At 52.6% G+C, this 23,787-nt stretch carries 20 protein-coding genes; 6 read left to right on the forward strand and 14 right to left on the reverse strand.

All coding sequences use genetic code 11. The features are described from left to right. Positions 1–133 precede the first annotated feature (133 nt). The 4 genes from FUA23_RS05760 to FUA23_RS05775 all read right to left on the reverse strand — a co-directional run bounded on the left by FUA23_RS05760 (position 134) and on the right by FUA23_RS05775 (position 3,730). Positions 134–1,012, reverse strand: coding sequence for an OmpA/MotB family protein (locus FUA23_RS05760; RefSeq protein ID WP_147929770.1), 879 nt, complete (start codon positions 1,010–1,012; stop codon positions 134–136). A gap of 114 nt (positions 1,013–1,126) precedes the next feature. Continuing rightward, entirely contained in the window at positions 1,127–1,906 is a 780-nt protein-coding gene (locus FUA23_RS05765) for a M48 family metallopeptidase (RefSeq protein WP_187270904.1), read from the reverse strand. 377 nt (positions 1,907–2,283) lie between these two features. Then, entirely contained in the window at positions 2,284–2,811 is a 528-nt protein-coding gene (locus FUA23_RS05770; RefSeq protein WP_147929772.1) for a TlpA family protein disulfide reductase, read from the reverse strand. Between the two features lie 88 nt (positions 2,812–2,899). Continuing rightward, complete coding sequence (locus tag FUA23_RS05775; protein ID WP_147929773.1) at positions 2,900–3,730, reverse strand: hypothetical protein; 831 nt, start codon at positions 3,728–3,730, stop codon at positions 2,900–2,902. A gap of 192 nt (positions 3,731–3,922) precedes the next feature. Here FUA23_RS05775 and gyrB point away from each other — a divergent pair, with 192 nt between their 5' ends. After that, a complete protein-coding gene (gyrB, locus tag FUA23_RS05780) occupies positions 3,923–5,887 on the forward strand; it encodes a DNA topoisomerase (ATP-hydrolyzing) subunit B (RefSeq protein ID WP_147929774.1) in 1,965 nt (654 codons plus the stop codon). 126 nt (positions 5,888–6,013) lie between these two features. Here gyrB and FUA23_RS22230 read toward each other — a convergent pair whose 3' ends face one another. The 9 genes from FUA23_RS22230 to FUA23_RS05820 form a co-directional block, all read right to left on the reverse strand. Further along, positions 6,014–6,175 carry a hypothetical protein gene (locus tag FUA23_RS22230; protein WP_187270905.1) on the reverse strand — a complete coding sequence of 54 codons (162 nt, stop codon included), beginning with the start codon at positions 6,173–6,175 and terminating at the stop codon, positions 6,014–6,016. A 115-nt stretch (positions 6,176–6,290) separates the two neighbouring features. Then, complete coding sequence (gene pgl / locus FUA23_RS05785) at positions 6,291–7,028, reverse strand: 6-phosphogluconolactonase (protein ID WP_147929775.1); 738 nt, start codon at positions 7,026–7,028, stop codon at positions 6,291–6,293. Between the two features lie 105 nt (positions 7,029–7,133). Continuing rightward, on the reverse strand, positions 7,134–7,595 hold the full coding sequence (locus FUA23_RS05790; RefSeq protein WP_147929776.1) for a macro domain-containing protein: 462 nt from the start codon (positions 7,593–7,595) through the stop codon (positions 7,134–7,136). Positions 7,596–7,708: 113 nt separating this feature from the next. Beyond that, positions 7,709–11,845, reverse strand: coding sequence for a DEAD/DEAH box helicase (locus tag FUA23_RS05795; protein WP_147929777.1), 4,137 nt, complete (start codon positions 11,843–11,845; stop codon positions 7,709–7,711). A 407-nt stretch (positions 11,846–12,252) separates the two neighbouring features. Continuing rightward, positions 12,253–13,314 carry a recombinase RecA gene (gene recA, locus FUA23_RS05800; RefSeq protein WP_147929778.1) on the reverse strand — a complete coding sequence of 354 codons (1,062 nt, stop codon included), beginning with the start codon at positions 13,312–13,314 and terminating at the stop codon, positions 12,253–12,255. Positions 13,315–13,701: 387 nt separating this feature from the next. Continuing rightward, positions 13,702–15,240: a replicative DNA helicase gene (gene dnaB, locus FUA23_RS05805; RefSeq protein WP_147929779.1), complete on the reverse strand. Its 1,539-nt coding sequence runs from the start codon at positions 15,238–15,240 to the stop codon at positions 13,702–13,704. A gap of 372 nt (positions 15,241–15,612) precedes the next feature. Beyond that, complete coding sequence (gene lgt / locus FUA23_RS05810) at positions 15,613–16,413, reverse strand: prolipoprotein diacylglyceryl transferase (protein ID WP_147929780.1); 801 nt, start codon at positions 16,411–16,413, stop codon at positions 15,613–15,615. 167 nt (positions 16,414–16,580) lie between these two features. Continuing rightward, positions 16,581–18,104, reverse strand: coding sequence for a lysine--tRNA ligase (gene lysS, locus FUA23_RS05815; protein ID WP_147929781.1), 1,524 nt, complete (start codon positions 18,102–18,104; stop codon positions 16,581–16,583). A gap of 179 nt (positions 18,105–18,283) precedes the next feature. Then, positions 18,284–18,748 carry a hypothetical protein gene (locus FUA23_RS05820; RefSeq protein WP_147929782.1) on the reverse strand — a complete coding sequence of 155 codons (465 nt, stop codon included), beginning with the start codon at positions 18,746–18,748 and terminating at the stop codon, positions 18,284–18,286. A gap of 204 nt (positions 18,749–18,952) precedes the next feature. On the opposite strand from FUA23_RS05820, the gene FUA23_RS05825 reads away from it, so the two are divergent. The 5 genes from FUA23_RS05825 (at position 18,953) to FUA23_RS05845 (ending at position 22,272) form a co-directional block, all read left to right on the forward strand. Next, positions 18,953–19,501: a TetR/AcrR family transcriptional regulator gene (locus tag FUA23_RS05825; RefSeq protein WP_147929783.1), complete on the forward strand. Its 549-nt coding sequence runs from the start codon at positions 18,953–18,955 to the stop codon at positions 19,499–19,501. Between the two features lie 62 nt (positions 19,502–19,563). Next, positions 19,564–20,373, forward strand: a complete 810-nt coding sequence (locus FUA23_RS05830; RefSeq protein WP_147929784.1) for an SDR family oxidoreductase — start codon at positions 19,564–19,566, stop codon at positions 20,371–20,373. Between the two features lie 160 nt (positions 20,374–20,533). Further along, positions 20,534–21,112: a pseudouridine synthase gene (locus tag FUA23_RS05835; protein WP_147929785.1), complete on the forward strand. Its 579-nt coding sequence runs from the start codon at positions 20,534–20,536 to the stop codon at positions 21,110–21,112. Between the two features lie 40 nt (positions 21,113–21,152). Next, entirely contained in the window at positions 21,153–21,806 is a 654-nt protein-coding gene (locus FUA23_RS05840) for an HAD family hydrolase (protein ID WP_147929786.1), read from the forward strand. A 133-nt stretch (positions 21,807–21,939) separates the two neighbouring features. Further along, on the forward strand, positions 21,940–22,272 hold the full coding sequence (locus FUA23_RS05845; protein WP_147929787.1) for a hypothetical protein: 333 nt from the start codon (positions 21,940–21,942) through the stop codon (positions 22,270–22,272). Between the two features lie 74 nt (positions 22,273–22,346). On the opposite strand, the gene FUA23_RS05850 is transcribed toward FUA23_RS05845, so the two are convergent. Further along, a complete protein-coding gene (locus FUA23_RS05850) occupies positions 22,347–23,453 on the reverse strand; it encodes a DUF4407 domain-containing protein (RefSeq protein ID WP_147929788.1) in 1,107 nt (368 codons plus the stop codon). Between the last annotated feature and the right edge of the window lie 334 nt (positions 23,454–23,787).

The raw sequence follows: 23,787 nt of genomic DNA on the forward strand, positions 1-23,787 counted from the left end.
TTTCGCACTTTTATCTTTGATGACAAGCTATTTGCTCGTTTTCAGCGAACGAAATTTTCTTCCCTCCGCAATTGCGGGAGGTAGAATTACATAAATTTCGTGTTGTCCGTCCCGTCTTTCCCGGTACGGCTTACTATTCACCAAGTCTCTTCAGGCTACGCAGCAAATTTCCGACATTGTTGCGCAGCACGAATTCTACCCGACGGTTGGCCGTGCGTCCTTCGGGGCTGGCGTTGGATTTTGCGGGACTGAACTCTCCCTGGCTGGCGGCAACAACCCGGTTGGGGCTCAGGTAATACGTATCAGCCATCTCTTTGGCAAGAAAAATTGCGCGCGCAGCTGCGTACTCCCAGTTGTCCGTATTCCGGCGTGGGTTCGGCTGGTTGTCGGTATGTCCCACAATGGTGAGCTTAAGCAACGGATCACTTTGCAGTGCATCCAGCACTGCCCGCAGTACAATTGCCGCTTCATCGTTGAGTTTCTCTGAGGTCCGGTTTTTGAACAACAGGTCTTCCTGAACACTGAGCTTCACCTCGCCGGCACTTATACTGATCGTGTAGCTATCGTCGGGGATGTTAGCGTCAAGTGATGTCATCATCACACTATCAGCACGCATCACGCCACGTTGAAAATTATCGACAATCCCCTGCTGATTCTGAAGAAGTGTATCGTACTTCAAGCCAGCAGCCTCCAGTTCCTTCCGGACGTTTGCCAACTCATTACTCATCCGTGAACTGGTGGAGTTCAGGTTTCCGCTCAGGGCGTCGATCTGGTCTTTCTGGGCAATGAGTTTATCCTCGAGATTGCTCTGGGCAACCAACAGTGCGGCCTTTCCTCCGTTCGCCTGGTCCAGAGCAGACATCAGTTTTTCGATACTGTCCTGCCTGAAGCTGATGCCCGATTCCAGATGAGCAATCCGGTCGGCATACAGGGCCTCCATCTTGTCGAACTTCTTAGGAGCGACACAACCACAAATGATTACTGAAGAGAGTAGGAGTAATAAACAACGCATAATAGTACAGAGAATGAATTCACAGGCAAAAGTAGCCTGTTAGTCTTTTACTTAGTTAGTCTTTGGGCCACATCATCCGGCCCGCGTTATGGAAGCAGCTCCAATGAACCTGTTCTATCCAAGGGGTTCCGGAATAAAGAGCAGTTCTTTGCCGTGCTTTTTCAGCCAGGCATCATACACCTTATAGTCCGGCAAAGCACGTTCCACCTGCGCCCAGAACCGGGCGGAGTGATTTTGCTCCACCAGGTGCGCCAGTTCATGAATGATAACTGCGTCGAGTACTTCTGGCGGGGCGAGCAGCAGGCGGGTAGCCAGGTTGATATTCCCTTTATGCGAGCAACTCCCCCAGCGCGAGTACGTATCGGACAGTTTCACGTGGTTGATCGGCCGTTGGAAGTGCGCAGCGTTTAGTTCGTGTACCCTGCGGGTAACTTCCGGCAGGTAAATACCCGCAAAATATTTGGCCAGTAGCTTAGCGATGATTTCTCCGCTTTCCGCCCGGGCGTCGTCAATGTTCAGTTGAACTTCCAGCCGATCATCAGCAATTCTGGAGATACGATGGCTTTTGAGCCCGTGCGTTTCCACATCGATTTGGTAACGCGTCCCCCTGATCTCGAACGTATAGTTGTTGGCCAGTTCAGCCTTTCGGTAATGAGCAAAGGCGGCTGGTTTTTTAGCGTACAAATCCTTCGCCCACTTCACCATATCCCGGGTCATCTTCGTGCGTTCGGTCTCACTCACGTGCGCGGGTATGCGGATGATGAATGCCTTCTGGGTAAGGGATGCACGGGCGTTGGAGCGCCCACGTTCTACGATCAGGCGAACCGGTACCGTTATATCTCCAAACACCAGTTGGTCTCTTGTTTCCTGTATTTTTTTGGGGCGTCTGGCCATGGTTGCAAGAAACGACATTTGGGCGGGAACGCAGGTGCAGAGTTAAAGGACAAAAAGCAAAGTACGTTAGGCATCGGTTCAGGTTAGAAAGTTTCCCTTCTAGCGGAAGTACAATTTTTCATCTCTGAAACTGTTATCTGCCGCCCCCTTTCAATGCCCCTTCATGATACGATACTCAACGTCGAGACGGTCAGAAAGTTTTGGCATTGAATAACTCGCCCTTGTTATGGCTATCTTGAAAGGCAAGCTCTTCTACATGGTTCGCTATACCTAAGCCAGAGTGGTATAAGGAAATGAGCCGCCTAAGTTTGGATCCTGCTCGTTTTAATGCGACCTCTGCTTTTCAACCTAATTTGCGTCCAAGCCTAATTTTGTTTTCATCTTTCCAACGCTCCAACGATCATTTCGGAGAGCAAAGAGTCACTGGGCTTCGGGCAAGGTCGGCAAACAATCTCTCCCTGATCATCAACCATAACATAAGTGGGTGCACCGGTCGTTCCGGCCGAAGCTTTAATAACTGCTCTCTCCTTTTGCGGTACGTACAACTGTAGGTCAGTTGGTGGCTGATGCTCATCTAAATATTCCTGCCACGCCGATTTCTCCGTGCTGTGGGCAACGTATACCAAGTCTACCTCAGGATAATTTGCCAGTAGCTCCGCTTCATGCGGCTGCTGCCAAAGGCAGGGGTAGCAGCCCGCAAACCAGAACTTGAGCAAACGCAGTGGCTTACTGCCCGTGCTCATCACCGATTCTTCAGTTCCGGAGGGCGTGGGATAAGAAGTGGTGATGAAATCAGCCAAACCGTTAGCGGAGGCCGATTGCTCGATGAAGGCCCGTTCAACCTCGTCTAGCCGTTCATTGTAAAACGAAGGTAAGATAGACCGCAGGGTATCAATTTCTTCCATTTTCCCCAAGTAAACTGTGGGTGTAATCAAGAGTGAGGCAACGTAGCTCGCGACAGCATCATGATGACGCTCAGGCGCGGGATAATTCTTAAGAAAACCGGCAGCTATGGCTGCCCTTTTTGGGTTGGTTCCACTCGCCCCCCCCCCCTTCTCCCTCCTCTCCGAGGTACGCAGAAAACATCGTTTGCAGCTCTTGGTAACGGCCAGATTGATAGTAGCCCGGTTGGGTCAGTACCGAATCAATAGCGCGTACTATTTCTTCGGTTACGAGAAAGGTATCTTTATAGAAAAACTTATAGAACTCCCGGATACTTAGCGCCCTATAGTACGGGTTGATGGCAGCTACACGCTCTAATAGTGGCTCAACGTACTCAGGTAATCCTGCGGGACGGACCAAACTATCTAAGTGTCTACGGTTGCTTACTTCTTCCGCCAAACGAAAAGAATCTAAGTCCGTAACAACCGGTGCGTAACCAGAGGCGTTTATGGGCATCAGAGCCGCATCGAGAAATGCATACTCAACGGCGAAAGCTCCTTCTTCGACAATTTGGTCATCGGCGTAATAAGCGACGTTGCGTGACCTTCCTGGAATCACCGGTCGGGTAGAACGATGGGATCCCATCACATAAGTCATATTGCACGGATGATAGAGACTTACCTCAATTGAGGTAGCACTCCCTGGCGCCAAGCTATCGGGTACTTCCAGGTCGACATCGACAAAATAGCCAGGTAGATAAAGATTGAACGGACGCGTGGTGTCGCTTTGGTTGGAGAAAGTGAGTGTGCTGAAAATGGGCTTAACAAAAGAAGCATCAGCCCACGGAACATCCTCTCCGTTGGCAGTCTCTTTTTCAGGAGCGCTGCAAGCAGTGAGTAAGAGAAAAAACCCTGCACAAAAGAACAATGATAATTTTAACATAATAGCGGTGTTTACTACCGGATGCAAAGGCTTAGTATTTTGGTGGGCAGCGCAATTTTCAGAATACTGATCTCATCGTAAAGCAGCTCTGCCCGACGCATTCTACCCTTGCTCTTCAACCTCCCCCTGCACCCGCGTCAGCGCCCCTGAAAACCCTATGTTTTCCCACCAAAATTTCGTACTTTTGCAGTTATGGCAGAAAACAAAAATGAAGCACCAAACAAAGATTATGGTGCGGATAATATTACCGCACTCGAAGGCCTCGAAGCGGTAAGGAAACGGCCCGGGATGTACATCGGCGGTACCGATTCCAAAGGCCTTCACCACCTTGTCTGGGAAGTTGTAGACAACTCCATCGATGAACACGTTGCGGGCTACTGTAGCACCATCGACGTGGTGATCCTGAAAGACAACTCTATCTCCGTAACGGACGACGGGCGTGGCATCCCGGTGGGTATGCACAAAAAGCTGCAAAAGTCGGCTCTGGAGGTGGTAATGACGGTCCTCCACGCTGGTGGTAAGTTCGACAAGGACACCTACAAAGTATCCGGTGGTCTCCACGGGGTAGGTGTTTCGTGTGTGAACGCCCTGAGTAGCTATATGCAGGCTAAGGTGAACCGCGACGGTAAAACCTATATGCAGGAGTACAGCGAAGGTAAACCTCAGAATGAAGTTCACATTATCGGCGATTCCGACCACACCGGTACCACGATCACTTATACTCCCGACGCAACGATCTTTGACACCATTGTGTATAAGTTCGAAACGTTGGCCACCCGGATGCAGGAACTCGCTTTTCTGAATTCCGGCCTGAAACTCAGCCTCACGGATGAGCGGGAAAAGGACGCTGAAGGTAATTTCATCCGTAAAGATTTTTACAGCGAAGGCGGCCTGGCCGAATTCGTTCAGTATCTCGACGAAGGCAAGCCCGACCTGATCGAGCACCCCATCTACGTTAAATCGAAAGAAGACAACGTTGAGGTGGAGGTTGCGATGCAGTACAACACGACCTACCAGGAGAACGTGTACTCCTTCGTAAACAACATCAAAACCCGCGAAGGCGGAACCCACGTAAATGGTTTCCGTCGGGCCGTCAACCGCCTCTTCACGAAGTACGGCGACGAAAACGGGATGTTCAAAAAACTGAAGTTCAAGATCTCCGGCGAGGATTTCCGCGAGGGCCTTACCGCCGTTGTTTCCGTCAAGGTTCCCGAGCCCCAGTTCAAGGGCCAGACCAAAGGCGAACTCGGTAACTCAGAAGTTACCGGTATCGTGAGCCGTTGTGTCGGCGAATCCGTTGGCCACTGGCTCGAGGAAAACCCGACCGAAGCCCGCCGTATCATCGATAAGGTGATCATCGCCGCCACCGCCCGCCACGCCGCGCGCAAAGCGCGCGAAATGGTGCAGCGCAAGAACGTTCTTGCCGGCGGCGGACTCCCCGGTAAGCTTGCCGATTGCTCAAGCAAAGACGCCGCCGCTTCCGAGATCTACCTCGTCGAGGGTGACTCTGCCGGTGGTACCGCCAAGCAGGGACGTGACCGGACCTTCCAGGCTATCCTTCCCCTTCGCGGTAAGATCCTCAACGTGGAGAAGGCCATGGAGCACAAGATCTACGAGAATGAGGAAATCAAGAACATGTTTACCGCCCTGGGTGTCCGCATCGAGGAAAACCAGTACGGTGAGCGAGTACTCAACCTCGACAAGCTCCGCTACCACAAGATCATCATCATGTGTGACGCCGACGTAGACGGCAGCCACATCGTTACTCTCATCCTTACTTTCTTCTTCCGGTACATGCACAAACTGGTGGAAGATGGCTACGTGTACATCGCACAACCACCGCTTTACCAGGTTCGTCGTGGTAAGCAGTTCCAGTACTGCTGGGATGAGGAAGAACGCCTTGCCGCTATCGCCCGCCTGAGTAAGTCTGAGAACGACGGCTCGGTGAAAGTACAGCGCTACAAAGGTCTTGGAGAGATGAACGCCGAGCAACTCTGGGAAACCACTATGGATCCTGATACGCGCATGCTCCAGCAGGTTGCGATTGATGAAGTCGGCGAAGCCGACCGCGTTTTCTCGATGCTGATGGGCGATGAGGTTCCACCACGCCGCGCGTTTATCGAAGCTAACGCGAAGTACGCTAAGGTAGACGTATAACCTCGTCTGCATCCGCTTAGGTTGATGCCAGACAGGTCTGAAGTCTCTGCGGAACTTATAAAAGTAAGAAAGCCGATCACCCCTTACGGGATGATCGGCTTTCTTATTTCCGTAGGGCAATAAGTTCTACATGTACCCCAGTGCAAGCACAAGGTAAGTAAGCATGAAAGGCATTGCCACCCAGAACCACTGGTTCATGAAGATCAACATCAGCATAAAGACGACGAAGGAAATCAGGAAGTAAAGCCAGTATTTGCTCTTGGAGGTTGAAGTTGCTGTAGTAGCCATGTTCTTTTATTTTGGATTGCAAAGATAATTAGAAACTAGATAATTAGGAACTAGAAATTAGGAGCTAGGGAACTAGAACGCGGAGACTAGTTCCTAGTTCTCTAGTTCCTAAGACCTAGTACCCTACCTCATCAGCCGCTGCCTTATCCAGAAACCAGATCAGTTTTCCGCTGGTGGGTTTGATGTGGGTTACGGGGAATTTCTCAGCTCCGTGCTCTTTGTTCAGGATTTGAGCCACCCGTTGGGTTTTTCCGTTGCCTGTGATCAGAAAGGCGACCTCGTCGGATGCATTCAGTACCGGGCCGGTCATCGTTACCCGCTTTTGTCCGGATTCAGGATGAATGGCTACGGCGCAGATGCTGTCATCGGTCAGGAGTTCATCCATATTCGAGGGGAAAATGGAAGCCGTGTGGCCGTCTCCTCCCATACCCAGCATATTGAGGTCGAGGATGGGCAGTCCATCTGAGTTCGACGGCAGCAATTGCATCATCAGTTCTCCGTAGGCTTTGGCGGCTTCTTCGGGAGATTTGGTGGTATCTACGGCGTGGATTTGACTTTGCACTACGGGTACGTGGTCGAAAAGCAGTGCCTTCACTTCTCCATAGTTGCTTTCGGGGTCGTCGTGCGGGACGCAGCGTTCGTCTCCCCAAAAGAAGTGGATGCGTTTCCAGTCTACCTTGTCCTGGTAATCTTCAGCCAGAATTTTGAAGAGTAGCTTAGGGGTACTTCCTCCGGAGAGCGCCCAGAAGAAGGGGCCTTCTTTTTTTTCATTGAGGCGTTCCACTAAGTGATCAGCAAAGGCGCGGGCGACGGCCGGGCCGTCTACGGAAACATTGAGGTTTGGGGTATTCATGCTGTTTTGATTCTTTGATGTTTGGGTCTGTGGGCTCAACCCGGGCAATGGGGGCGCAGCCGCGGGTGCAATGTAAGGGATTGAAGAGCAAAGGCAGACCAGGCCTCAAGGTACGAAACGTACAAAAGTGAAATCTTCTCCCGCAAGCTCTTCTTCAATGATTTCTTCGATTATGCTCCAACTACCGCCCGCCAGACCCGCCCCGATAGCGGGAAAGCCAATTCGCTTACCGCTAAAGTCTGTTTTCACTTTCTGAAATACCGACCGGATAGCGTCGTAATCCACATTAGGTGTGGACTGCCGGCGGTACCCATACTGAGTATAGGCATTCACGACGACCAATGGTTGGTTATCCACAACCATCACTTCGGCACTGCTGTAAGTTCCCAGTTTATCGCGGTCACCCTTCTTCGTATTGCAGTCCGCCCGGTAAGCTGCGGGGAACAGAGCTCTGATCGATTTAGCGATACCCGCCCCCATCACGCACTGACAGTTACAGCCATGAATGATCACGTCGAAAGTTCCGGCCCGGGCAAGTGCAATCAAATCTCCATCAACGGTGGTCATACCTACATGGTTTTACTGCAAGACGGGTAGCCGGGGCTTGCAGATTTCAGGCTGGTTCCTTCAACTGTGCACTGCACCTGCGTTTGCGCCCGGATCAGACCAGCATCAGGTCATTAGCCGTGCTTTATCAGGTCGAGCAGATCATCGGCAGAAAGCGAAGCACTTTGCTCGGTACCTGCGAGCAAGCTATCGGCCAGGTCACGCTTTTTAGCGTGGAGCTGAACGATCTTCTCCTCGATGGTATTCTCACTTACGAAGCGGAGCACGGTAACCGGACGTTGCTGTCCGATCCGGTGTGCCCGGTCACTCGCCTGGTCTTCAACGGCAGGGTTCCACCACGGATCGAGATGAATGACGTAATCGGCAGCCGTGAGTGTGAGTCCGGTACCACCAGCCTTGAGGCTGATGAGGAAAACGTCTCCTTCGCCGCGCTGGAAAGCCTGGACCGATTCGTCCCGTTTCTTACCCGGCGTACTGCCATCGAGATACTGGTATTCGATCCCCTCCTGCTGCACCCATTCTTCCACCAATTTGAGGTGACGAACAAACTGAGAGAAGATGAGCACCTTGTGGCCGCTTTCGGTGATTTCCCGAACGGTTTCGGCCAGCAGTTCCAACTTGGAGCTGCCGATATCGACGTTGGGATCGACCATCTGCGGATGACAGGCTGCCTGACGCAGCTTCATCAGCTGGGCAAGAATCTGGAAGCGGCGGTTTTGGCCATCGCTGTCGTCGATGCTTTCGAGCGCACGCTGGCGGAGCGCTTCGTAGAAAGCACGTTCCTTGTCGGAAAGTTCCACCGTAAGGGTAACTTCCGTTTTTGGTGGCAGTTCTTCCAGCACCTCCTCTTTCCGTCTCCGAAGGATAAAGGGTTGGATGAGCCGGCGTAGTTGTTGCCGCCGTTCGTTGTCGTTGTTTTTTGTGATGGGCAGGGTGTACTTCTCGTTGAAACGCTGGAAGCCACCGAGCAGGCCGGGGTTAAGGAACTGGAACAGGTTCCACAGTTCTCCGAGATGGTTCTCGATCGGGGTACCGGTGGTAGCCACCCGGAAGTCTCCCTGGAGGCTCATCGCTACCTGGCTGCGTTTAGTACCACGGTTTTTAATCGCCTGCGCTTCATCGAGTACGATCGTACCGAATCGTTTTGCAGCCAGTGCTTCTCCTTCAAAAGGAAGCAAGCCATAACTAACCACCAACATATCGTAAGGTCCTACCGATTCGATGGCTTCCTTTCGGTCTCCCATCCCGAGTAGAACGGGGTTGAGGGTAGGGGCAAATTTTGCAGCCTCCCGGATCCAGTTTCGGGTCACGGATGCAGGTGCAATGACCAGTGCGGGGCCGAGTTCTGCGCGCGCCTGCAGCATTGCTAGGCCCTGAATGGTTTTACCCAGACCCATATCATCCGCCAAACAAGCACCAACGCCCCAATCAGCCAGGCGCATCAGCCAACGGAAGCCGTCGAGTTGGTAAGGCCTCAGTTCTGCCCTGAAGGTAGAAGGCACACGGGCGATGGTGCGGTTAACGTTCTGGATGCGCTGCAGGCTTTCGCGCCACGCGATGTCTGCTTCGAAGCCACCCAGCTGATCGGCCACATCGTCGAGAATACCGGCTGCGAGGGGGTGAAGTTGAAGGCCCTCTTTACCCTGGCTCATAAGCCCTTCCATTTCACGGAGCTTACGGCGCAGGTTTTCCGTCAGCGCAACGTACTGCCCTTCGCTGAGTTGGATGAATTTGCTCTGTTCGTTTTCGGCGATCTTCTCCATGAGGTCACGGAAGTTGATAACCTGGTTGTCATCGACGGCGAGCTCTCCTTCTACGTCAAACCAACCTGCTTTTTCTTTAACGCCGAGGGTCAGGTCACCAAAGTCGACACTACCCACGAGGCGGATCCGTTCACCCCGGGGGTGTTCCAGAACGATCTGATCGAGCGCTCGCACGGGTTGGAGCTCCAGAAGGATGCTGAGGCATTCCTCTACCTCGTCGATTTGCCACTCGTAATCGCGGTGAACGATACGTTGCAGCGTCGGACAAGCGAGTATCACATTTTCCGCCGCTTCGATCTCTTTAGACAGATTCCGTTCGGCAAGGCGACGGTGGCCATCGGTGTCACCGATAACCTTATTGCGGCCTTTACCCGGCTTGAAGTATTGATCCTCCTCGCGCAATGGTCTTACGAAGAACTCGACCTTAAAGGTTTCCCCAATCGGGAGAAGGTGAACGTACGTGCGCTGATCCGCTTTCGTTTCGTCCACATCGTCGATTACTCCGTTCAGAGTACTCTGAACTTCGACTATTTTGCTCAGGTTGCGGCTTACTTCGGTGAGCCGGTGGCGGGCCCGTTTTGGTATTTCGAGACCGTTTCCGATCTGACGGTGAATGCTGTCGTGGCTATCGTTTACTTCAATCACCTGGTAGCGGGTAGGAGTTTCCTTCACTACCTGAACTCCGGTTCCTTCAAATTCCTGCGCAAAGCGCAGGTAAAGGCGGTTGTCTCCCTCTTCGATCAGCAGCTGGGGGTTGCGGCGAACCAGATTAACCCCGATAGCCGAATTCTGCTGAAGGTACAGGTTCGGGTGCCCAACCAGGGCCAGCAATGCATCTTCGTAGCGGATCTTGAAATGTCCGTTGGGGTGGTACTTGCTGTAATCTTCTTCGATTGCCTGCGCCACGGTGACATCCTGAGGAGTCATGCCGTTCACATCTCCCTGCTTGACCCTTTTCAGGGCTACTTTACGGCCTTTAGACCAGGTTCCGTTCTTAGCCAGTGTTTGCTCCCGGGGTTCGAGTTCTTTCTTTTCGAAGTCTACAAACCAGACAAAGCGAGCGGTCTTCTTCGCTCGTTTTTCTGCCCGTTGCTCCTGGTTCCCCATACTCGCGAGCACTTCGAGCGCACGCTCCCATGGTTCGATGCGCGGCATCGCGTCGGCCAGTGAGTAAATGTGAAGTTCTTTGCTCAGGGTTTCGGCGCGCTCAATGAAGGCCTGGCGGGCATCTTCGTTGGGGTGGCGTGCTGCAAGGACCCGGGTGAGTTCCATTTCTACCCAGCGGTAACCATTCGTTTGAGCCTTATCGCGCTGAGCATCGAGTTCTGCGATGTACTCTTCGGTTACCGGAGTAGTGGAACTGTCGGTCCACATCCGGTAAAGCGCATGAAAGGTGAGCGTGAAAGCATTACTCTCGGTGCGTAGCAAGCCATCATCGGCGAGAACCTGTGCGGTCTCATCGTTGCGCAGGTAAGCAAACAGCGCCTGAAAAACCAGGAATGTTCCTCCCAACCGCAGGTTGTGCGTTGGGTCCATGTTCTCGAGGTGCTCGCCAATTTTCTCAGCACTTTTCACTCCTCCGTGCCGGAGCAGAGACAAGAGATAGAGGTAACCCGAGAGGTGAACAGGGAATGTGTCTTCGTAGTCGCGCCGGTACCCTTTGCGAACGTCGTCGATAAAGGCTGCGGCGCCTTCATCGTCATCACGCAGTACGTGGTAGATGAGACTGATGGCTGCCCGACGCCACTCGTCGGTTTCGAGGTCTCCCCAAAGTCTCAGCCGGCTCCATGCTCCTTGCAGTACGAATGCTTCGGTCAGCAATTCACGCAACGGCCCCGACACACCTTCCCGGATGTTCTCGTGTTGCTCGAGAAACTCGACGAGCGAGTCCAGCGGTTCCATCTCCGTGATGGCCCTACGAAAAGCTTTGCGGACATTTATTTCCTGCCAGGTAGGGGGCAGTTGTTCTACCCATCGGGGTTCGAAGAAGTCGAAAAGAGGGTCGATAAAGATGCCCGCCTGGGCTTTATCAGGGTAGAAGGTTTCGGATTCATTCTGCAGGCGGTCAAAACTGGCTTCGTTCTGCAGATAGAAAGCGATGCGGATTTCGCGCATCAGCGCGAGATAGCTGGAAGGCTGCCAATAGGTCTTGTAGGGTAATTCTCTCCGGACTTCGTTGAGCAGATGTTCGAAGTCCGGCCGCCGGTGCGCCCGTCGCATGATCTCTTCCGACACATCGGTGTTGATCCGCCACGTGCGGTCATCATGCTTCACGGCAAGGCCCAGCTCGTGAATCTTGTGTACAATTACTTCCGTACCGGCGTGGGTAAAGCGGGATTCGCCAACGGGGGGGCGCAAACCGATTTTATTGAGCAGGCGAGAAAGATCGAGAACAGATCGTTCCTCGTATACGATGCTCAGGGCAGTGACTACATCACGCTCTGTGGGGGAAAGTTTACTCCAGGTGTCGCGGAAAGCTCCGTTCATTCAGTAAGGGATTATCTCTGTTGCTACCCTCCGTAGCAACCCTTTCTAAAGGCTTAGGCAGCAGGGTTAGTTGTCCTGTAGGTTGATTTTTTTTTGATAGTTCTGTTTACACCTCCAACGATGCGCTGCTGTACGCCTTAAATGAGAGACGGTAACAGCCTGTTAGCCCGATACTTTGTTCCGTGTTCCGGTAAAATTTCTGGCGGAATTTCGGCTTATCGGATATTTTATTCTTTCGGCGGACTTCTTCTGATTTGTCCCGTTCCGGCCCGGGTAAAAAGAGGAACAAAACGAAATGCGCCCGCCTCCACAAGTGGAAGCGGGCGCTGATTTCAGTTCAGGGATCATCGTCGCTAAAACGATAAACAAGTAAAACTTCTTGGTGCATGAAGCACTAAGCCGAAGGCTTAAACTTCAACAGCGTCTTTAGCATTATCTGCTTCAGCTGCCTCATCTTCCGTTCCCATCAGGTGGGCTTTGATGCGGGCTTCAATTTCCTGAGCTACTTCAGGGTTGTCCATCATGAAGGTTTTCGCAGCCTCACGCCCCTGGGCGATTTTAGCATCGCCGTAGCCGTACCATGCACCAGACTTGCTGATGATGTTAAGGTCTACGCCTATATCGACGATTTCTCCTGTTTTGGAGATTCCTTCACCGTACATGATATCGAACTCAGCAATCCGGAAGGGAGCAGCCAGTTTGTTCTTTGCGATTTTGACCTTCACGTGGTTACCGATCACGTTGCCTTCTTTGTCCTTGATGGCTGCACCGGAGCGACGAATGTCGATCCGCATGGAAGCATAGAATTTGAGGGCATTACCACCCGTCGTTGTTTCGGGATTACCGAACATTACGCCGATTTTTTCGCGAAGCTGGTTGATGAAGATACAGCAGCATCCCGTTTTACCGATGGTACCGGTGAGCTTACGCATTGCCTGACTCATGAGGCGTGCCTGAAGCCCCATTTTGGAGTCTCCCATTTCACCTTCTATTTCAGCGCGGGGTACGAGTGCCGCTACGGAATCGACAACAAGAATATCTACCGCGCCGGAGCGGATAAGATTCTCGGTGATTTCCAGCGCCTGCTCGCCGTTGTCCGGCTGGCTGATGAGGAGGTTGTCGGTATCTACTCCGAGTGCTTCTGCGTAGAAACGGTCGAAGGCGTGTTCTGCATCAACGATGGCGGCGATGCCGCCACGTTTCTGGCATTCAGCGATGGCGTGGATGGCCAGCGTTGTTTTACCGGATGATTCCGGTCCGTAGATTTCGATGATCCGGCCTTTGGGAAAGCCGCCGATGCCAACGGCCACATCAAGACCAAGCGACCCCGTAGGAATGGCCTCTACGTTAGCGGCCTGGGATTCGCCGAGGCGCATGATGGTACCTTTTCCGTAGGCTTTGTCGAGACGATCGATCGTCATCTGGAGCGCCTTGAGTTTAGCGGCGGTATCCTTGTTTTTATCTGCCATGATAACTGCTGTTTAAAAGAACTTGTTTTGTTTTGCGATAACACAAATATAAACACTTCAACAATACCACACAACACTTTGCTTATTAAAAAGCGAAATTCTTTCACTTTTTGTCTATTTTATTCAAAATGTAAATTTATCGCGTACAAAATTTGTTTGAAATAAAACAATTGTTGGGACTTCCCCGTGGTTCACAGCTACTCCCCGGCCATCCTGAACGTTATACTGCTCAAACGGGACGCGGGAAAAACAACAGGCTGCGGAAAAGTGTGTTTCCGGCAGGCGGTTCTGGTATTCCCGGAAACTTTTCTTTGCACCTGCGCCCGCGCCACCGCGATCAGGTAACCTTATTAACGACAAAAGTAAAGTTGCTGCTTACAGCATTGGCTAGAAAGGAATGTCCTCGTCCGTATTGTTCATCTTAGACGGGATGGTCGTTGAGCCATATGGCTGACCAGCCTGGATCGCAGTATCTGGCAGCAAGTCGAAGTCGGGGTCATCGAGGTCGCTGAAGCGGGCGAAGTCGCTTTCGAAGGCCAGGCGAATATCTTTGGCTTCACCGTGGCGGTTTTTACCAACGATGACCGTTGCGGTTCCGCGCAGGGAGTTACCCTGTTCGTCTTCCTCGATACCGTAGTATTCGGGGCGGTAGAGGAACATTACCATGTCGGCATCTTGTTCGATGGATCCGGACTCCCTCAAATCGGAGAGTTGCGGTCGCTTATCCCCACCACGTGTTTCTACGGCACGCGAGAGCTGAGAGAGCGCGATCACCGGCACCTCCAGTTCTTTGGCCAGGCCTTTGAGGGCGCGGCTGATACCGGAAACTTCCTGTTCCCGGTTCATCCCTTTGTTGGATTCTCCGGAACCGGACATCAGCTGGAGGTAATCGATGATGACCATCGAGATGTCTTTCTCGAGTTTGAGGCGGCGACACTTCGCACGTAGCTCAAAGACGTTGATACCGGCGGTATCGTCGATGTAGATCGGTGCTTCGCCGATGCGGTTCATGGCGTCTACGAGGCGGGTCCACTCGTCGTCGTCGAACTTACCGTTACGCATTTTCTGTCCGTTCACTTCGGCGTCCTGACTGAAGATACGACCGGCCAGCTGGGCGGCACTCATCTCCAGGCTGAACAGGGCGACACCGCGCCCGTACTCGACGGCCGCGGAGCGGGCGAGGCTGAGGACGAAACTCGTTTTACCCATGGCCGGGCGGGCGGCGATGATGATGAGGTCGGAAGGCTGAAGGCCGGAGGTAAGGCGATCGAGTTCCGTGAAGCCAGTCGGCACACCGGTAAGGCCGTCCTCTTTATCGCGCAGCATCGTGAGTTGCTCCAGCAGTTGGTTGGCAAGCGTACCCATATCGGCCACCTGCTTACCCATGTTTCGTTCGGTGATTTCGAAGACGTAATTACCGGCTTTGTCGAGCAGATCGAGTACATCGGTACCGTCTTCGTAAGCGTCTTTGATGATTTCCGTACTGGTACGGATGAGTTCGCGCTGGATGAATTTTTCGGTTACAATCCGGGCGTGGTACTCGATGTTGGCCGAGCTGGTCACCTTACTCGTCAGTTGGGCGAGGTAGGCGGCACCGCCGATGGTTTCCAGTTCCCCGGCTTTTTTGAGGTCTTCCATGACCATCAAAAGATCGATCGGCTGGCTGCGCTCAAACAAGCGGCGCATGCTGCGGTAGATCGACTGATGCGCAGGCTTGTAGAAGGAATCCGCTTCCAGGATGTCGAGCACCTTGGTCATCGCTTCTTTTTCAATCAGGATGGCAGACAATACCGCCTCCTCCAGGTCGGGCGCCTGGGGCGGAAGTTTACTGTACTCGGGCAGGTTCGCTTCCTGGAGCCGGGCGCGGTTGCTCCAGGTACTGGAGGTTCCGTTTGCTCGCCGATCTTGTTGTTTGTCTTTAGCCATACTTCAAACACAAATGTACGAAAATGGGATTTAGGGTCAGCTATCTTTTCTCCACGCGAAATGTGGAAAGGGGTTGGAAAACGGGGTGGAAAACCTCCTTTTTTGCGTGGAGTAAATTGTTAAGTGCTGTGGAAAATGTTATTCAGGGCGCAGACGCAGGTGCAGTGGAAGTTAGGAAAGCGCTCTCATTCGGGGAGTGCAGGAACTTCACCGCCGGGTGAGTTCATCGGGCAGGGTAGGAGAGCGATTACGAGGATGAAACAGCGAACTGAATTATTCGGGGTGGGGAAGTCCTCGAAAACGATCTGTGCACCCGCGTTCGCGCCTGCTGAACCTGACTTTCGCCCTAAGCAAAGGATTCCAGGTTTCCGTTTACGCAAGTTTCCGTTTCCGGTTGCTCATGGCAATCATCACCGCCCCGGCCAGTACGCACGGTACGCTGAGCCATTGCCCGGTAGTGAGGGTAGTGCCAAATCCTCCCTGATCGCTCTTGAAGTACTCCCAGATGAAGCGGAAGCCGAAGATGAGTACGAACCACAGGCCGGTCAGGAAGCCCGGTTTTTCACCAGCATCTTTTTTCCAGTACAGCCAGAACAGGATACCGAAAGTAAAAAGGTAGCTGAGCGATTCGTAGATCTGCACCGGATGCCGCGGCACGTCGGCCAGGCTTTCACGGGCGGCATTCACAAATTTGAACGCCCACGGTTTATCGCTCGGCAAGCCCACGATCTCAGAATTCATCAAGTTGCCGAAACGGATCATCGCTCCTACCAGCGCGATTGGCGCAGCAACTTTATCTGAAGTCCAGAAAAAAGATTTTTTACTTACGAAGTAACTGAACAGAGCAATCGCGGTAACCACCCCGACAACGCCACCGTGCGACGCCAGGCCGCCTTCCCATATTTTGGGGATTTCGGACAAGTGCTGACTGTAGTAATCCCATTGGTAAAAAACCACGTGCCCGAAGCGTGCGCCGAGTACCGTACCACCGATGAGAAAGTAAAACAGGTAATCCAGCCATTCCTCCGGAGCTCCTTCCCGGATAAACATTTTACGAACCAATTGGAAGCCGATCATAAATCCGGCGGCAAACATCAGGCCGTACCAACGGAGAGCGAAGCCGCCGATATTGAAAATTTCGGGGGATGCATCCCAGGTAATATAAGCGAGCATGATTAGGAATTAGAAGCTAGGAATTAGGGAGCTAGAAGCTAGGAATTAGGAACTAGGGAACTAGAAGCTAGGAATTAGAAGCTAGGAATTAGAAACTAGGGAACTAGAAGCTAGGAACTAGAAGACTGGCCTTAATGAATGACGGGCTGGTTCCTAATTTCTAGTTCTTAAACCTCCGGCTTCATTTGCGGGAAGAACAGTACTTCCTGTATAGATTTCTGCCCGGTAACGAGCATCACGAGACGATCAATACCGAAGCCGATACCCGCCGTTGGCGGCATACCGTACTCGAGGGCACGGAGGAAATCTTCGTCGATAGGCATCGCTTCGTCATCACCACGGTCGGCGAGTTTCACCTGATCTTCGAAGCGTTCGCGCTGGTCGATCGGGTCGTTGAGCTCAGAGTAGGAGTTTCCGATCTCTTTGCCGTTCACGAAAAGCTCAAAACGCTCCACGAGACCTGGTTTGCTACGGTGCTTCTTGGTGAGAGGAGACATCTCGACGGGGTAGTCGGTAATGAAAGTCGGTTGAATGAGGTTTGCTTCCACGTGCTCGCCGAAGATCTCGTCGATGATTTTACCACGGCCCATTGTTTCGTCGAGTTCGACGTGCAGGCGCTTCGCGATGGCGCGCAGTTCGTCCTCGTCGGCACCGCTGATATCTTCGCCGGTGTATTCTTTGATCGAATCTGCCATGGTCAGGCGGCGGTAAGGCCCTGCGAAATCGATTTCGTGGCCATCGGCCATCACCTTGGCGTTGTCACCTCCGTTAACTTCCTTGATGATGTACTCCAACATCTTTTCGGTGGTGTCCATCATCCAGTTGTAGTCTTTGTAAGCTACGTAGAACTCGATGGCGGTGAACTCGGGGTTGTGGGTCCGGTCCATCCCTTCGTTGCGGAAGTTCTTGCTGAATTCGTAGACGGCATCGAAACCACCAACGATGAGGCGCTTGAGATAAAGTTCGTTAGCAATACGCAGGTACATCGGGATGTCGAGCGTATTGTGGTGGGTAGCAAAAGGGCGGGCCGCCGCGCCACCGTGGATGGCCTGCAGAACGGGGGTTTCTACTTCGATCATCCCCATACCGTCGAGGAAAGAGCGGATAGCGGTAACCAGTTTGGTCCGCTTCAGGAAAACCTCTTTTACTTCGGGGTTAACCACGAGGTCGACGTAACGCTGGCGGTAGCGCAGTTCCGGATTATCGAACTTATCGTATACATTGCCCTCGTCGTCCGTTTTAGGTGTAGGCAGCGGACGCAGACTTTTGCCGAGGAAGGTAAACTCCTTGACGTGGATGCTCGTCTCGCCGGTCCGGGTCTTAAATACGTGACCGGTGACGCCGATAAAGTCGCCCAGATCTAGCAGCTTCTTGAACAGCGTATTGTAGAGCGCCTTGTCTTCGCCGGGGGCGATGTCGTCGCGGCTGACGTAGACCTGAATGCGGCCGGAGCTGTCCTGAATGCTGGCAAATGATGCCTTACCCATAACGCGGCGGGCCATCAGGCGGCCGGCAACGGTAACCTCTTTGAAGTTGGTCGACATATTTTCCTCGTCAAACTCCGCCTTCTCGTTGATCTCTTTGGCGAGGTGGGTAACGGGAAAAGTGGCTGCGGGGAAGGGCTCGATGCCCATTTCGCGGATTTTAGTCAGGTTGTCTCTGCGGACGAGTTCTTGTTCGCTGCGTTCCATTTCTTGATTTTTCAGGGGCGAAGGTAAGTCAAACAGTTCCTAAGTCAAATTGTCAGACGGTCTTGCGCGTAGTATCAGGCACTAAAGCCTGACGACTTAACTCAAAACTGATTCACAGGGTTGAACACTTCAGTCGTAACTGGTTCACGATTTCCAGCTTAAATAGCTCGCTGAACTCCTTAGTCTGCCTGGCCAAAAGTGAAAAGAATCTCCATTTCATCGGCTGCGACCAGAGCGTAGAGCGAGTCGGCCCTGCGGTCGTAGCTGATTACTTTCGGAAAGTCGTGCTCCGGGTTCAGGCTGGTGAATCCGGAATCCGACACTTTATCCAGTTTGAAGGGGATTTTTTCTCCTTCTCCCGATACCTCCAGTGTCCAGCCACTTCCTCTTTTGTAGAGTCGCATAGACTCCTGCCACACGGTATCCTGTTTTTCTGTAGTATACGCAAAGCCGGAATACAGGATATTGGTGCTTCTTTTCCAGCGCTCGAAAGTCTGGCGGCCGGGTTCATCGTTGCTGCGTTTCCAGTGTCCGATCAGCCAATCAAAATCATTAGCCTCAACTTCCATCTCCGTGCCGGAATTTTCCGGTGATCCGCATGCTACAAAAATGAAGAGCGAAGTGATCATCAATAGTCTTTTCATACCCGAAACCAATAGTTTTATTCGCAAGGTGCGTTTCATCGTTCTTACGGTATTTACCGGGGAAAGTTCGGTTATTCCCCGATAGCTTCCTGATTCTTAATATTTTCAAGATTCATTCTGGTGTGATTTACGGAAAACTGAGCCATCTACCTGGATTCCTGAGAGCACAACCTAATTGGCCGCCGGACTTTTTACCTTTGTGCCGTGAAAAGAAAGAATATTCTCGATGCAGCGGTAAAATTATTGGCAACGAACGGTTTGCACGCAACCCCCATGTCCGCCATCGCCAAAGCCGCCGGAACCGGAATGGGAACGATCTACAATTATTTCGGTACCAAAGAAATTCTGATCAACGCCATCTACGTCGACATCAAGCAACAGCAGGAAAGCCTGATTCCCGGTTTCAATCCTGAAGAAAGCGTGAAAGAACAATTCGAACGCTATTACCTGACGGTAACCAATTTCTACCTCGAACATCCGGGATACTACCGCGTCATGGACCAACTCCGTGGGTCCCCCATTATTACTGCAGAGAGCAAACTTCTCGGCGAGAAAGGCATCCAGCCCGTAATCGCCCTGCTACAGCAAGGCCAGCAGGAAGGCCTGATAAAAGATTTCAGTATGGACGAACTGCTTCAGTTCATTTCCGGCACCATTCTCGCGCACCTCGGTTGGCAACTGAATTCTCCCGGCCGCAATCCGTCCTCTCTCAGTAATCAACTGAAGATGGTCTGGGATGCCGTAAAAAAATAATGGCATTTTTTTCGAACCATTAATTGGAATGAACGTTCGCTCTATAAATAAAAACTCATTTTATGTCAACGATTTTCATGACTGGGACCTCTACCGGTTTAGGCAAAGCAGCGGCGCTGCTTTTTGCAGAAAGAGGATGGAACGTAATTGCAACCATGCGCAACACAGCGAAGGGTAGTGACCTCGAGAAGCACCCTAAAATCAGTCTGATGGCGCTCGACGTTACGGACAACGCCCAAATACAGGAGGTAGCCGCCGCAGCCACGGCCAAACACGACATCGACGTAGTGTTCAATAACGCCGGCTACGGTCTGGCCGGGCCTTTCGAGGGATCTACCGACGAGCAGATGCTTCAGAACATCAATACCAATCTGATTGGTGTGATGCGGGTGACCAAAGCTTTTTTGCCTCATTTCCGCGCCCGGAAAGCCGGTCTTTTCATTACCACTACCTCCATCGGAGGTAGTATTGCTCTTCCGTTTAACTCCGTGTACCACGCCGCCAAATTTGGGGTAGAAGGCTGGAGCGAAAGTATGGATCTTGAGCTCAGAAAACTGGGTATAGGAATCAAAACCGTTGCTCCGGGTGGAATAAAGACTGATTTTGCCAGCCGTTCGCTCGACGTCAGCAATCACGAAGCTTACCAGGAGTATTTCGAGAAAGTTGAGAAAAAATTCCTCGATCCGGAACGCGCAAAAGGCTATTCATCGCCCGAAGCCATCGCTGAGGTCGTGTACGAAGCTGCAACCGACGGGAAAGACCAACTGCGCTACCTCGCGGGAGAAGACGCTAAAGGTTTTTACAAAATGCGCCAGGAAATGGGGTACTCGAAATTCAGAGACACCATCGATCAGATGTTCTTCGGAGACTAGCGGTCTGCGTTCAGGCGATCAGAACCATGTAAGCGCCCATCAGACCTTTGCTGTCTGGTGGGCGCTTACGCAGGTACAGGGTAGGGTTTGAGGAGCAAATCCGGTTTTTACACTTTTCTTTGCGGTCAGTCCTTCAAGAAAAGAATATGCCCTGGCCACCATGCACCACCATTACCTTCTCAACAAACCTCATTCCTATCTTTCGCAGTTCACCAACCAACACACTACCCGCCGCAACAAAAAAATGCTCGGCGAACTGCACGATTTTGCCCCCGGTACGATGAGCGTTGGTCGGCTCGACGAAAACTCGGAGGGTTTGCTTTTGCTTACCACCGATGGAAAAGTGAGCTACGCCATTGCCGGAGCTAAAAAGGTAGAAAAAGAGTACTACGCTCAGGTACTGGGCGAAGTTACCCCCGAGGCCATTGCGCAACTTAACGCAGGTGTTGAAATTGGTTTTAACGGGAAGCGTTACCAAACCCTTCCCTGTACCTCCCGTCTGCTCGATCCTGCGCCCGAATTTTCTTTTCCTCCCAGGCGGGTCCACAGTCCAAGCCACGGGCCTACGAGTTGGATATCGATAACCCTCCGTGAAGGTAAATACCGCCAGGTACGCAAAATGGCAGCGGCCGTCGGGCATCCCGTAATTCGCCTCATCAGGGTACGGATAGGGAAAATAGAGCTTGGGTCACTCGCGGCCGGCGAAGTAGTGGAAGTAGATAAACTCAACTTCCGGTAAACCTGTTCCCTCCATTCTTGTATCAGCTAGCAAAAGACCGATGCCTCCCAACCCCTCAAAGCCTCAATGTATCATTTTCGACTGCGACGGTGTCCTCGTCGACAGCGAAGCCATCACCTTTGGGGTGTTGGGTGAACTCTGCGCCGAACAGGGCCTCCATATGTCTGACGACGAACGGGAAGATCACTTCCTCGGCAAGTCGCTGAACGACGTAATGGCCTTTATAGCCGCACGTACCGGCCGGGAATTACCCGATGATTTCGAGACGCGGTTCCGGGCAATGACTTTCGAAAAATTCAAAACCGACATCCGGCCGGTGGCCGGAATCGAAGATCTGCTCAACAGAATTAACGTGCCCTTCTGTGTGGCCTCCAGCGGGCCACCCCACAAAATCAGGCTTAACCTGGAACTTACCGGACTGGCCGATTACTTCGGCGAAAACATCTTCAGCTGTTACGATCTCGGTAAGTGGAAGCCCGACCCGGCCGTATTCCTGCACGCCGCCACAACGATGGGTTTCGCGCCAGCGAACTGCGTAGTGATCGAGGACAGCCCCGCAGGAGTGAAAGGCGCTGTAGCTGGCGGCTTCCGGGTATTCGGGCTCGCTCATCAGAAAAACGCATCGGTACTGGAAGATGCAGGAGCTGAAGTCATCTTCGGGTTGAACGAATTACACGGCGTCATAACTTCATAATTGCCGGATGAACCCCGGCCGGCCCCGAACGCTGCGGCAGTAAACCGGGTTGAAGCAAGGTAGCACCTGCTCGCCGGGCACTAACCGGTTCTTCCTCAATCCGTTCACTGCACCTGCGTGCGCGCCCGAAAACATGCTGAGATTCACTTACAAGTCGGGTAAAAACCTTCACTACGAGATCAGTGGCCGTCTCGACGCCAAAGACCTATGCCGGTACTACGCTGAAATCGATGCCAGTTACCAGCAGTACGGCAAGCTGATGCTATCGGTGACGGTTGATGACTTCAGGGGATATACCGGAGCCCGGGCCCTTTACTTGTTCTTCACCCACGAGCCCGCTTTGCTGTGGAAAGTTGAAGCGTACAGTCTGCAGGGCGGGCCCGCCTGGCTGCGGGGAGCAGTATCCCTGCTGGGTGCCTGCCTCTTCTGGATCAGATTCGAGGTAAAAAAAATAAAGGCAACCTGAAAAGCCGTGACGCTTTCTTTCAGGTTGCCTCGATAATGGTATTTTCACCTAAGCAGAAGAGGTTAGATAAAGGGTTATCCGCTCCAGCCAAACGGCCTGAGTTCCTTCTTGCGCTGCTCCAGTTCGGCGTTGATTTCAGCCTTTTTCGCTGCAATGTCGGCAGTAGTTTGGTGAACTCCGACTTCGGCGTGTATCCGCAATCGGTTTTTCACGTCGTTGGCTCGCGTATTCACACTTTCCTTCGTTGCCATTTCGTACACGTGCTCATGCTCGTGGAGCAGGTGATCGTAGGGGCTGGCCGGAGAGATGAGTTTCGTGAAAATCGGGGCGGTTTCGATCGCGACAAAAAGAAGGGTTACGAACAAACTGGCCCAAAGGATAGCTTCGCTTTCCTGTCCGAGGCGATCAAGAGCATCGATACGGGCGGCGATTCCTCCGTAAGCGCCCCGCTCGAGACCGGAGGCCTCTTCCGCCATTTCGGAGCGCAGAGTATTTGCCTGAGCCCGCTGGGCATCGATCTGGGGCTGCAGGGCAGCGAGGGTAGCATCCAGTTCGTTTTGTGCCTGCTCGGCGGCTGCCATTTTTGCCCGGTAAATCGGCCCCATATTCCGGACGCCGGAGCCCCCACTGCCGTCGGCTTCTGCGAGGGCTGCAGCAGCTGCAGCATCACGGGCTTTCGTTTTGGCATCGATCTCGGCCTGAAGACCGGAGATTGCGCTTTCAGTCTCCGCCAGGCGGCCCGTGAAACGGGCACTGAGGCGGTCTTCCTGCGTTTTGAACGTCTCCTGCTCCATAACGATGAGTTCCGCATTGATCTCCTTCTCGAAGATTTTCAGCTCCAGGGGTTTCGAGATCACGAGAGCGAGCAGCACCGCCATAGCAAGGCGGGGAAGGGCGACCATAAACTTACCGAAAAAGCCACCGCGGGACTTCATACTGGAAACGATGTAGCGATCGAGGTTAAAAATCATAGCTCCCCAACCGACGCCGAAGAGGAGAGAGAGGGCGACACTGTCGAAGATCGTATACAGTGCGTACCCCGCCGAGACGAAGGCAAGCACGCCGGTAAAGAAGATCGTTGCCCCGATGCCGAGGTATTTGTTCTCGTCGGATGGTACCTGAGCGAGGATACTCAGGTCTGCGCCCGAGCAAAAAAGGAAGAAATTTTTCAAAGAAGACATAATAGGATGGTTTAGCGGCTGCGGGAGAATTGCTACCCTGTTTGTGAACGAGTGGGCTTCCTGCAGAAAGGGACTGTTCTCAATTCGGGCGAGGCACCTCTCCGGCACCCAGGTTTAAGGATTTCAATTACGCAATGCTTGATTGCACAGCTAAATTGGTCCCTGACCGCCGGCCTGCAAATCTTTTTCTATAAGCTTCTTGTAAAACAAGATGAACGCCCGTCCTGGCATCCGATGTGGCAAGGGTGAAACAATTAAACCGCACCAAAACGTCTGATTTTCAGGCGCGGCCGCAGGTGCCGGGTGATGGATAAAAAAGCAAAGTTGTTGATCG

This window comes from Neolewinella aurantiaca, from assembly GCF_008014675.1.
GTDB lineage: Bacteria > Bacteroidota > Bacteroidia > Chitinophagales > Saprospiraceae > Neolewinella > Neolewinella aurantiaca.

What these genes read in the sequence shown, in the direction of transcription:
- FUA23_RS05760 (WP_147929770.1), bottom strand. Translation starts at nt 1,012, where the DNA reads ATGCGTTGTTTATTACTCCTACTCTCTTCAGTAATCATTTGTGGTTGT.
- FUA23_RS05765 (WP_187270904.1), bottom strand. Translation starts at nt 1,906, where the DNA reads ATGGCCAGACGCCCCAAAAAAATACAGGAAACAAGAGACCAACTGGTG.
- FUA23_RS05770 (WP_147929772.1), bottom strand. Translation starts at nt 2,811, where the DNA reads ATGGAAGAAATTGATACCCTGCGGTCTATCTTACCTTCGTTTTACAAT.
- FUA23_RS05775 (WP_147929773.1), bottom strand. Translation starts at nt 3,730, where the DNA reads ATGTTAAAATTATCATTGTTCTTTTGTGCAGGGTTTTTTCTCTTACTC.
- gyrB (WP_147929774.1), top strand. Translation starts at nt 3,923, where the DNA reads ATGGCAGAAAACAAAAATGAAGCACCAAACAAAGATTATGGTGCGGAT.
- FUA23_RS22230 (WP_187270905.1), bottom strand. Translation starts at nt 6,175, where the DNA reads ATGGCTACTACAGCAACTTCAACCTCCAAGAGCAAATACTGGCTTTAC.
- pgl (WP_147929775.1), bottom strand. Translation starts at nt 7,028, where the DNA reads ATGAATACCCCAAACCTCAATGTTTCCGTAGACGGCCCGGCCGTCGCC.
- FUA23_RS05790 (WP_147929776.1), bottom strand. Translation starts at nt 7,595, where the DNA reads ATGACCACCGTTGATGGAGATTTGATTGCACTTGCCCGGGCCGGAACT.
- FUA23_RS05795 (WP_147929777.1), bottom strand. Translation starts at nt 11,845, where the DNA reads ATGAACGGAGCTTTCCGCGACACCTGGAGTAAACTTTCCCCCACAGAG.
- recA (WP_147929778.1), bottom strand. Translation starts at nt 13,314, where the DNA reads ATGGCAGATAAAAACAAGGATACCGCCGCTAAACTCAAGGCGCTCCAG.
- dnaB (WP_147929779.1), bottom strand. Translation starts at nt 15,240, where the DNA reads ATGGCTAAAGACAAACAACAAGATCGGCGAGCAAACGGAACCTCCAGT.
- lgt (WP_147929780.1), bottom strand. Translation starts at nt 16,413, where the DNA reads ATGCTCGCTTATATTACCTGGGATGCATCCCCCGAAATTTTCAATATC.
- lysS (WP_147929781.1), bottom strand. Translation starts at nt 18,104, where the DNA reads ATGGAACGCAGCGAACAAGAACTCGTCCGCAGAGACAACCTGACTAAA.
- FUA23_RS05820 (WP_147929782.1), bottom strand. Translation starts at nt 18,748, where the DNA reads ATGAAAAGACTATTGATGATCACTTCGCTCTTCATTTTTGTAGCATGC.
- FUA23_RS05830 (WP_147929784.1), top strand. Translation starts at nt 19,564, where the DNA reads ATGTCAACGATTTTCATGACTGGGACCTCTACCGGTTTAGGCAAAGCA.
- FUA23_RS05835 (WP_147929785.1), top strand. Translation starts at nt 20,534, where the DNA reads ATGCACCACCATTACCTTCTCAACAAACCTCATTCCTATCTTTCGCAG.
- FUA23_RS05840 (WP_147929786.1), top strand. Translation starts at nt 21,153, where the DNA reads ATGCCTCCCAACCCCTCAAAGCCTCAATGTATCATTTTCGACTGCGAC.
- FUA23_RS05845 (WP_147929787.1), top strand. Translation starts at nt 21,940, where the DNA reads ATGCTGAGATTCACTTACAAGTCGGGTAAAAACCTTCACTACGAGATC.
- FUA23_RS05850 (WP_147929788.1), bottom strand. Translation starts at nt 23,453, where the DNA reads ATGTCTTCTTTGAAAAATTTCTTCCTTTTTTGCTCGGGCGCAGACCTG.